Genomic DNA, 10,236 nt, shown 5'->3' with positions numbered 1-10,236 from the left:
CCGCCGCATTTACATGAAATATGGGCAAACCTACTAGCATGGTATCGCCTGCGTTTACTGGCGAAAGTAAATTAACCTGCCCTGCATTGGTGAGCTGGTTTAAGTGTAAGTGCTTGGCAAGTTTTGGTAGGCTGGTGGTACCACCTGTATGAAAATACGCGCACACATCGCTTTGCTCAGGCAAAATAAAATTAGCTGCTTGCGTATTTTGCGCCGCGAGTAACTTTTTAAACCCATACACGGGTACTTTATTATTTTGCGAGCACGCTATGTCGTCACCAAATAAGCTAATGACCGCTTTTAGGCCGGGTATATGCTCTTTAATTGCCATTACTTTTTGCCAAATATCGCTACCAGGGACAGGGCCTAGGGCAATGATTACTTTGGTATTGGCTGAGATCATAATTTCTTTCATTATGGACTCATCAAGCAAGGGGTTTATAGGGTTTGCAATGCCAGCGGCCTCTGCTGCCCAAAGCGATACATAGGTTTCAGGGAAGTTAGGTAATACCAGCGAGGTTACATCGGTTTTTGTTATACCTAACGAGTGCAATGCATTGCCAAGCCCTGTTACGTTATTGGCAAGCGCTTTGTAGCTCATTTTACGGTGCGGATTAGCAAAGCTTTTACCTTTAAAGGTCATTAAAATGCGATGAATAAGCCTTTTTGCAAACGGAATTTGCGCTTCGCTAATGCAGTCGCCATCTAAAATGTACTCAATAGCGGTTGCATCACCAAAGTTTTTTGCCGATTGTAAAATGGCATGATAAGTCGAGCGAGGAAGTTGCTCTGGTGATATTTCCGCAAGGTTTAAATTGCCAATATCGGCGTGGTTTTTAATTGTTGTTATATTCATAAAACCCTCAACGTATCTTTATAATGTGTGTGTTTGCGTGTGAGTGCATAGTATTTAAACGCGGCTTTGGGTGTGTGGGCCATTACCGCGCAAATTTTAGTCTATCAAAATTAAGCTATTGCCAGTGTTTTAATCTAAAAAACTGTCATCTTTTGCGGCAACGACCTGATACATGGGCTGAAAGTTCCCCCATGTAACTAGCTCTGAGCCATTGGCTTGTTTAGTGTGTAGCGCAACATCGTGAGAAATAAGCTTAGGCTCGCCTGCGGCTTGCGCTAATAACTGGCTTTGGCAGCAGCTATCAAGCAATACAAAATTGGCAACTGCGGCATCAACCGACGAACCAACGGTAAGTAAACCATGGTTTTGCAAAATAACAGCGCAGTGATCAGCCAGTGACTTAGCTATCATGTCGCCCTCTTCGCTGTCGGCCACTACGCCGCTAAATACATCAAATACACTGTGGTTTTCGTAAAATACGCAGGCATCTTGCGAAATTGGTTTAAGTAACTCTCCTAATGCTGAAAACGCACGGCCATAACGTGTATGGGCATGGGCTACTGCGTTTACGTCGGGTCGCGCCATATGTATGCGTGAATGAATAGCAAACGCGGCATTATTAATCGGTGTGCTGCCTTCAATAATATTACCTTTATGATCAACCCGAATAAGATCTGACGCTTTAATATGCGCAAAGTGCATACCCACAGGATTTACCCAAAAAGTATCGGGCTCTATGCAGTCGCGAAGTGTTATGTGCCCCGCAAGTCCTTCGTCAAAGCCATACATCGCAAATACTCTAAAGCCTGCGGCTAGGCGTTGTTTTTCGTAGCTGCGTTGCTCGTTTAGGGTATTAAATTTAGGCGGCATAATAAGTTTAAATTTGTCGCTGCCTATGGTCATTTTTGCGGCTTGCTGCTCTAGTGTATTGCTCATAATAATCCTAAATTAAACTCTGTTGACTTTAGTTTAGTCTCGCTTAAGATAAATAGAAGTGATGTTAATTAATGGTTAAACATAAATACTATGCATGGAAAGATAGATTTAAACCTGTTTGTAATACTTAAAACGGTATATCAAGAGGGCAGTATTACCACTGCAGCGGATAAACTGCATTTAACGCAACCTGCTGTTAGCCATGCGCTTTCTCGCCTTAGAGAAAAGTTTGACGACCCATTATTTATTCGCCACGGTCGGCGTATGGTGCCCTCACCTTTTTGCCAAAAAATAATAGCGCAAGTTATTGAGTCGGTGCAGGTATTAGAGTCAACCTTAAATAACGAACGGCTTTTTGATATAGCCGCCTTTAAGCGCGAAATTAAATTTGGCTTTAGAGATATTTTAGAATCGATATTTTTTCCGCCGCTAATGAGCGACCTACTCACAAACACCCCCAATATCACGATTAACAGCCGACAGGTGTCGCATGTTGATATGGAAAAATCACTCGAAAACCAAGAGCTCGATATAGTCATTGATGTACTTACCCCTACCAGTAACCACATAAAAAACACCTTTATTTGTAATGAGCATTTTTCGCTAATTTGTAGGCACGATCACCCAATATTAAATGACTTAACCGTACAAAATTACGCAAAGGCATCGCACGCGTTGGTGTCGTTAAAAGGTGCGCAGGTAGATATTATTGATATGGCGCTGGCAAAGCATGCACTTGCCCGTAATGTAGTGCTTAAATGTGAACATTATTTTGCGGCGACTAAAGTGATTAGCCAAAGCGACATGATAATGACAATGCCAAACGCGTACGCGCAGGTATTAAAAGAGCAAATGCCTGTGCATGTAACTAGCTTGCCGTTTGATGTGCCGTTAATGCCCGTGCACATGTATTGGCACGAACAAGCCGATGACGATTTAGTAAATAGTTGGATGCGAGAAAAGCTGCTAGGTTTGGCCCAGCAACTTATCCCTGCTGACAAACTTAAAAGCGGTAATTAAATTGTGCGTGATAACTGCGCCCACGCTCTGATAAAAAACGGTGTGCGTAGCTAATTACTGGCACATCGTTGGCCTGCGAAAAAGTGTGTTTATCGGTTAAATTTTTAGCCAATAACGCCACCGACCAATCTCCTTCACTGCTACCTAGCTCTATGCGTAAATTTAGCTTTTCAAAAGCGCTTTGCCTGGCTATTGGGTCAAGATCTTGCTCTAAAAAGTAATCGTCACTAAAGTTAAGCGCTAAATTGCTACTTAAAGTAAGGTTTGAAAACACCTCGGTATTGTAATCAATCGCTATATTGCCTGAGTAATCGGGAGCAAACGCGCCAGTTTGCCCGGTTAAATCTTGAAACGCTTGGCCAAGTAGCTCGCTTTGCATAACCGTTGGCGAGGCACTGGCGTATTGCTCGTATTCAAAATCAAGCACAGCAAGGTTTGCCGATAGCTGCCAACTTTGATTTATTGCCCAGCGCGAATCGAGCTCAATCCCTTTTACTTTGGTTTCGGCGGCATTTTTAACTACAAATGCATTACCATTAAATTCAGATACTTGTAGGTCATCGTACAGGGTGTAAAACAGTGTAGCGTTTACTTGCAGAGTATTTTTAATTGGCTCGGCTTTTATGCCAAATTCAAAGTTTGTGGCTTTTTCGTCGTCAAACTCAAAGCCTGAGTTTTCATCAACCGTGTTACCTTGTGAGCCATTTAAGCCAGAGCCATCAAAACCACCGGCTTTGTAGCCTATGCCAGCGCTTGCAAATAACATGGTGTTGTTAAACCCTAAATACTGCACACTAATATTGGGTGATAAGTGCGATTCATCACGCTTAGCGTTAAGGTTATGTACCCCCGCGCCTGAGAGCTGCCCTGCAATAGTGGGCGCAGCGGCATTGGCAAATTGTTGTACGGCTTGCGGTGTGTTTGGCTCAAATACGCTATACACACTTTGTACGCTGCTCACTTCTTTTTCTTCTTTTTGATAACGCAGGCCAAAATTAGCGCGCCATTGCGCGTTTACATTCCAAGTAAGGGCGGTAAATGCGGAGTAGCTTTGTTGGTCTTGATCAAACAGCGCATTTACGCCCAATGATGTACCCACTAAATCAGGAATAAGTAACGATGCGCCAAATAAAATATCGTTTGGGTGTTCAAGCTCGCTGCTCATGTAAAATATGCCCGCTACGTATTCAAGCGTGCGCCCTGTTGGCGAGCTTACTCTAAACTCTTGCGTAAACTGGTTATAGTTTTCTAAGTAGTCTTGTTTTATAAGCGGGATTTCTGAAAAGTCGGCGTCAAAGGTTGAGTCCCAATCGTACTCGCTATACGTGGTTACAGAGGTAAATTCGTATTCGCCATGGTTATAGGTTAATTTAAGTGATGCGTTATCAAGCGTGGTTTTACTTTGCTCATTAAGCCCACCTGGGTGACAATTGCCCGATACCGAACTTGTGTAATCAAGGCCAGAGTTGTCGCTTAATAAAAGTGAACGATACCCTACATTGCCTGGGTTAGTAGGGTCATTTGCTATTTGTAAATCTCGGTTGGGAGTATCAATAATGTATTGGTAGCGCGAACCGTGCGACTCAAACTCACCGTGTTCCCACTTAAACAATGCGTTTATATCATCGTTTATTTGCCAATCTATTGATAAACGTGCACCTGATGAGTCGTTAGATTGCTCATCACTTTGGCGCGCTTGGTTATATAAAAAGCCATCAACAGAATGATCAAACGCGGCAATACGTATGGCTAAATCATCGTTAATAGGAATATTTATAACGCCGGTAAAACGCTTTTCGTTGTCTGATCCAAACTCTGCCGATACGTTGCCTTCAAGTACATCGGTTGGTGAATTTGAGATCATACTAAAGGCTCCTGCTGTGGCGTTTTTACCAAACATAACCGACTGCGGGCCTTTTATAAGCTCAAGGCGCTGCATATCTAAAAATGGAAATTTAGCTTGATGCCCGCGCCCTAAATACACGCCATCTTTATACATAGCAACCGATTGCTCAAAGCCTGAGTTAGTACCCGAGCCTATGCCGCGTACAAAAATACGTTTGCTGCTTGAGGTTTCGGTTATATGCACGTTGGGTAGGTTTTCGCTTAGGGCGAGTAAATCATCAACACTGTTTTGCTCGAGGTAGTCGCCAGAAAGCGCTTGAATAGAGGTAGGAATATCTTGTAGCGATTGCACCCGCTTTTGCGAGGTGACGGTAATGGTTTCAAGCTCGCTGTTATTTACTTTTTGCTCGCCAGCTTGTGCCATACCCACGCTTAATGCGCTGAGCGTAAATAAAGTAAGTGTTTTTTGTTTTAAAAAAGCAGGTTTTAAACGTGTATGTGACTGTGTGTGTTCAGTTGTCATAGCTGCAACTCCATTATAGAGGTTATTTTTATTGGATAATTTTGCGTCTATTTCATACTGACGAGTCTTAAAATAAATAACAGTGATGTTTATTTATTCAGCACTATTAGTAATATTTATAGTTAAGCGAAAAAGTGTTGTGTTAAATGGGGTTATAGCGGGTTTAAAGTGGGTTAAAAAATACTTGCGGATTAGCGGTTTTATTTGCTACTGCCGAGCTTGGGGTGTTTGCTGCATTGATAAAGGCAGTAAGCTGTGGTGCATTTTCGCAAAAAATAATATCCAGTGCTAAACGGTTTTTGCCGTATAAGCCACGGTGAATCATATTGGCTGAAAACAACAGTAAGTCACCCGCATTAAGTTTAATTGTTTTGCCTGTAGTTAGGTTATCGCTTGGCAGCTTATTATTTTTTGCAAAACGTACATTTAGCTCCTCTGGTGTATCCCAATTTTTATGCGAGTGGGGCACAAGCTCTATACCTGGTTCGTCTTCAAGGGCTAACCGGCAGTGCACTACGTCGGGCCCGTTTAACGCAGCTTGTTGCTCTTGCACATTTAAATGGTATTGCATATCGCGATGCCAATAATTTTTTTGTGTAACATTAACGGGATTAAAAAATAACTGAGTATTTAAAAACAGTGGCTCACTAATCGCCTGTTTTACACGCTTAATTAATTTGTTATCAGCTATTAAACTAAATAAGGCTTCGTTTTGCTGCGCCGTTAAATACTCACTATTTGTTATGCCTGAGCTATTAATGGCACGGGATTGATAAAACTCACGGTTATTAGTTTTCCACTGTGTATGAAAGGCATTAACTAGGAGCTTAATTTTATTTAGCTCTTCGGTGCTGTAAAGGCCCTTTACAAGCATATAACCGTTTGATTTATAGTTGTTCATTGTGGTTCTTTATTTAATATTGCAGCAACCCGTTCAGCAAGTTCTGGCAGTACATCTTGTGCAAACCATGGATTTTTTTTAAGCCAAATATTATTGCGTGGACTTGGGTGTGGTAGCACCAAATGCTCCGGCCAATACTCACGCCACGATTTTACTAACTCGGTTAAGGGCCTGTTTTTAGTATGCGGTAAATGATAAGCCTGCGCGTATTTACCGAGCACGATTGTAAGCTCTAAATTTGGCAGAGCGGCCAGTAATTGCGCTCTCCAAGCGGGTGCACATTCTTTACGCGGGGGTAAATCGCCCGACTTACCTTTACCAGGGTAACAAAACCCCATAGGTAAAATAGCTATTTTTTGCGGATCATAAAACTCATCAACACTTAGCCCAAGCCACTCGCGTAGGCGGTTTCCGCTGGCATCGTTAAAGGGCTTGCCAGTTTCGTGTACTTTTATGCCCGGTGCTTGGCCGGCAATTAAAATACGTGCATTGGCATTAAATTGTATAACGGGGCGAGCACCTAACGGTAAATGAGGTTCACAGATCACGCATTTACTAACTTGCTCAATTAAATTGATTGGATCCATATAAATCTGGCCTTAAATGCTTAAATTTTGTTCTAAACGGCCATTTAGACCTAATGAGTTGGTAAAAAATCGGTTTATTTTACTCAAATTAGTTATTAGTTGGTAAAATCGTGATCTCATCTAAAAATAACAACTAATTATCTGATATATTTATTGTTTTTCTGACCATACGGCAAATTCGTTACCACTGGGCTCGGTAAAGTGAAATCGGCAGCCACCGGGGAACTCAAAAATAGGTTTTACTATTTTGCCGCCATATTGCGCTACTTTTTTATAGGTAGCGTGAATGTCGTTACTGTAAAACACCAACAGTGCGGCCCCATGTTGAGTAAGTGATTTAAGCGGTGCTTTAAAAAAGCCACCATCAAGCCCCTGGCCGCTAAATGCCGTATACTCTGGGCCATAGTCGGTAAATTGCCAGTTAAACACGTTAGTAAAAAAGCTTTTTGTAGCTGTTAAATCGCACGCGGGAAATTCTACATAATTTAGTTTTTCGTGGTTGCTCATTTTAAATTTACTCATTGGCTTGCCAGTATTGACCACTGTAAACCTTCGTAATTAGCTAAGCAATAACCCTAAAATGGCAGAGATCAGTATTTTACTAACATGCTAGGCACTAATGTTAAATTAACTAGAATATACAAATGAGAATCGCTATCTTTTGTATTTGTAAGCTTTATAATAACGCCTTATTTTTATCCTCGTATTTGAATAAGGGATTTGTTAACTATGCAGGCACCTCTGCACATAGCACCTTTTACAAAAACTAACCTAGCTGCGCTTTTAAAGGTGGCCCAAAGCTATAGAGTGTTAGTATTTTTGCGTTTTATTATTGCCATAGTGGGTGGCTATGCGTTTACCTCAGCGTGTATTTCAGTATTAAGTGTACTGCTGCCCATTCCTAAGCAAGATGCCGTATTACTGTGTGTGTCTATCAGTATTTTAATTTACGCCGCAGTGTTTATTTATGCGTTTTCGGTTAAGTCGTTAAAAACTGTTTGGATCAGTATTTTACTAAGTACATGTTTTTTTGTTGCTGTATTGGCGTTACTGAAGGGGTGGCTATGAAAGACAGCTTATTTAGGTCGATGACCTGGCTACATACCTGGGTGGGCTTACTTACCTGTTGGATTATTTACGTAATATTTTTTGCAGGCACAGCGAGCTTTTTTAGAGACGAAATAAACTTGTGGAATCAACCGGCTATACACAATGTGCAAGCCCAAACAGACAGAGTGGCTGCGCAAAGGCAGCAAATTATTAAGGGCTTTGATTATTTAAATCAGCACGCTGCAAATTCCCCTAGTTGGCGTATTACCTTGCCCGAAGAGCGAATACCGTATTTGGTATATGGCTATGCAAAACCTAAAGAGCCAGGGCAGCGCCGCAGCCAGTTTGTAAATACCCAATTAAACCCAAACACCATGCAAGTGCTGCCTCCTTTTGTTGAAAGTAAAGGCGGTAACTTTTTTTACCGGTTGCATTATCAGCTTTATTATTTAGATGCCATAACAGGTCGCTGGGTAGTGTGTTTTGCCAGCTTTTTTATGCTACTGGCAATAATTTCCGGCGTGGTTATTCATAAGCGCATATTTAAAGATATGTTTACCTTTAGGCGCAATAAAGGGACTCGTAGCTGGTTAGATGCACATAATTTAAGCTCGGTACTTGCCCTACCGTTTCATTTAATGATTACCTACACAGGCATTATTACGCTTATATTTATGTTGTTCCCCTACCCTGCGTTAACGACGTACGACAAGGGTATGCGTGGCTTTTTTAACGATGTAACACCTAGCAATAACGTGACTAATAACGCCCAAGGCAGTGCAGAATTGCTCCCTATAAACACTATTTTGGATCAAGTTTATACTAAGTGGCCTAGTGCAGATATTACGCGTGTTCAGGTTAGTAAACCGAATATGGCCGCTTCAACAGTAACGGTATTGGTGAGCCCTGCAAAGGCGCTTCGCGATCAATCTCCACGGCTTTTGTTTAGTGGTGCTACGGGCGAGTTAGTTGCACAAACTGATGACGAACTTAGCAGTAGTAAAGCACTTTATGAATCACTTAACTCTATGCATACAGGGCGCTTTGCTACGCCTTTACTACGATGGTTATACGTACTTGGCGGAATTGCAGGCTGCGTAATGATTGGCTCTGGCTGCATAATGTGGGCTAAACGCATACGCGAACGTAATAAGGGTAAAGCCTCATTTGGCTTACAGTTAGTCGAAGGTTTAAACCTTGCCACCATTATGGGTTTACCACTGGCTACTTGCGCCTTTTTTATTGCCAATAGTGTCTTGTCCTGAAATGTGTTTACACATTTAGGACTTATTTTATGAAAACCACTAAAATTAAAGACGTTAAGCGTACTCAGCGAGATTATACATTAGGCTTTAAATTATCTATTGTTGAGCAAGTAGAAAAAGGCGACTTCACCTATAAACAAGCGCAAAGTCATTACGGTATTCAAGGCCGCAGTACCGTTCTGGTATGGCTGCGAAAACATGGTAAATTAGATTGGTCTAAACCAACTTATATAGCCAACATGCCTAAATCGAAAGAAACCCCAGCACAAAAAATTAAACGTTTAGAGCGCGAGATAGAAGAGTTACGCCTAAAGGATTTAATCAAAGATGAAATGATTAATATTATGGATGAAGAATATGGAGCGGGCTTGCGAAAAAAGTACATATCCGAGCTATCACGCGCGCAAAAGAAAACCATCAAATAAAGCTTACTCCGTTATGCCGTGCATATGGCGTAACGCGACAAGGTTACTATCAAGCTATGCGCAGAATAGATGCTCGGAATAAAGAATTGGAGCCAGTCAAAGAATTAGTGATGTACTGGCGGCAATTCATGCCTCGTATTGGTGGGAAGAAACTTTATCTGATGATAAAGCCAGACCTGCAAGAGCGTGGCATTAAACTAGGTCGTGATTGTTTTTTTGATTATTTGAGAGAGCATGACTTTCTTGTAAAACCAAAGAAAAATTACACTAAAACAACAAACAGTAACCATTGGATGCGCAAGCATCCCAATTTACTAAAGGAATACATGCCTACTGCGGCCGAGGAAGTCTTCGTTAGTGACATTACATACGTAAAGTCAGCGCAAGGCGTGCATTACCTATCGTTAGTCACTGATGCTTACAGTCGAAAAATAATGGGTTATGAGCTGAGTGATGAAATGAAAGCAACCGATGTAGTCAGAGCATTAGAAATGACAATTAAGCAACGCGTATATAAACGTGATGCCATTCATCATTCAGATAGAGGTTTACAATATTGCTCTGAAGTATATCAAAATGCGCTATTAAAAGAGGGCATTAGACCATCGATGACCGATGGGTATGACTGTTATCAAAACGCATTAGCAGAGCGTATTAACGGGATATTAAAGCAAGAGTTTTTACTGTATAAATGTCGCAATATGGCAGAGTTAAAACAGCTCGTTGAAGAATCGATATTTATATACAATGAAATGCGACCGCACTTAAGTTTGGATATGAAAACACCAAATCAAGTGCATAAAAAAGACCTGGCGCTTTCGCACCAAG

At 41.5% G+C, this 10,236-nt stretch carries 9 protein-coding genes and 1 pseudogene (1 of these 10 only partly in view); 4 read left to right on the top strand and 6 right to left on the bottom strand.

Annotated features, from left to right (window positions below; genetic code table 11):
- Together L650_RS24705 and L650_RS0108755 are read right to left on the bottom strand one after the other, a co-directional pair.
- Positions 1–856, bottom strand: partial view of an AMP-binding protein gene (locus L650_RS24705; protein ID WP_262974671.1) — the 5' portion only. It extends 44 nt beyond the left edge of the window; only the first 856 of its 900 coding nucleotides appear in the window; its start codon is at positions 854–856; its stop codon lies beyond the left edge, outside the window.
- A gap of 129 nt (positions 857–985) precedes the next feature.
- Positions 986–1,792 (bottom strand): class II aldolase/adducin family protein, encoded by an 807-nt coding sequence (locus L650_RS0108755; RefSeq protein WP_029772863.1) that lies wholly within the window; start codon positions 1,790–1,792, stop codon positions 986–988.
- A gap of 90 nt (positions 1,793–1,882) precedes the next feature.
- Between L650_RS0108755 and L650_RS0108750 the strand changes: the two genes are divergently transcribed.
- Positions 1,883–2,812 carry a LysR family transcriptional regulator gene (locus L650_RS0108750; RefSeq protein WP_024033009.1) on the top strand — a complete coding sequence of 310 codons (930 nt, stop codon included), beginning with the start codon at positions 1,883–1,885 and terminating at the stop codon, positions 2,810–2,812.
- Here the strand turns inward: L650_RS0108750 and L650_RS0108745 are convergent.
- The 4 genes from L650_RS0108745 to L650_RS0108730 form a co-directional block, all read right to left on the bottom strand.
- Complete coding sequence (locus L650_RS0108745) at positions 2,796–5,180, bottom strand: TonB-dependent receptor (RefSeq protein ID WP_029772862.1); 2,385 nt, start codon at positions 5,178–5,180, stop codon at positions 2,796–2,798. The two genes, L650_RS0108750 and L650_RS0108745, sit on opposite strands and share 17 nt — an antisense overlap.
- A gap of 163 nt (positions 5,181–5,343) precedes the next feature.
- On the bottom strand, positions 5,344–6,081 hold the full coding sequence (locus tag L650_RS0108740) for a phytanoyl-CoA dioxygenase family protein (protein WP_029772861.1): 738 nt from the start codon (positions 6,079–6,081) through the stop codon (positions 5,344–5,346).
- Positions 6,078–6,668: a uracil-DNA glycosylase family protein gene (locus tag L650_RS0108735; protein ID WP_024033006.1), complete on the bottom strand. Its 591-nt coding sequence runs from the start codon at positions 6,666–6,668 to the stop codon at positions 6,078–6,080. The genes L650_RS0108740 and L650_RS0108735 overlap by 4 nt, the downstream gene beginning before the upstream one ends.
- A gap of 150 nt (positions 6,669–6,818) precedes the next feature.
- Positions 6,819–7,175 (bottom strand): VOC family protein, encoded by a 357-nt coding sequence (locus L650_RS0108730; protein ID WP_006793291.1) that lies wholly within the window; start codon positions 7,173–7,175, stop codon positions 6,819–6,821.
- Positions 7,176–7,397: 222 nt separating this feature from the next.
- Here L650_RS0108730 and L650_RS0108725 point away from each other — a divergent pair, with 222 nt between their 5' ends.
- The 3 genes and pseudogenes from L650_RS0108725 to L650_RS23680 form a co-directional block, all read left to right on the top strand.
- Complete coding sequence (locus tag L650_RS0108725) at positions 7,398–7,736, top strand: hypothetical protein (protein ID WP_024033005.1); 339 nt, start codon at positions 7,398–7,400, stop codon at positions 7,734–7,736.
- Positions 7,733–8,980: pseudogene (locus L650_RS0108720) on the top strand (PepSY-associated TM helix domain-containing protein); the annotation flags it as partial. The gene L650_RS0108725 and the pseudogene L650_RS0108720, both read left to right, overlap by 4 nt.
- A gap of 32 nt (positions 8,981–9,012) precedes the next feature.
- Positions 9,013–10,236 (top strand): IS3 family transposase gene (locus L650_RS23680; RefSeq protein WP_128081053.1). Its coding sequence is split into 2 segments (ribosomal slippage), with 1,225 coding nucleotides annotated over them: positions 9,013–9,364 and positions 9,364–10,236; the frame shifts between segments, so codons are not numbered across the junction. This gene is flagged as partial in the annotation.

Source organism: Pseudoalteromonas sp. TB51 (assembly GCF_000498055.1).
GTDB classification, from domain to species: Bacteria; Pseudomonadota; Gammaproteobacteria; order Enterobacterales; family Alteromonadaceae; genus Pseudoalteromonas; species Pseudoalteromonas atlantica.
The sequence above is the reverse complement of the archived record's forward strand: the minus strand, read 5'-3'. Positions and strand labels throughout refer to the sequence as shown.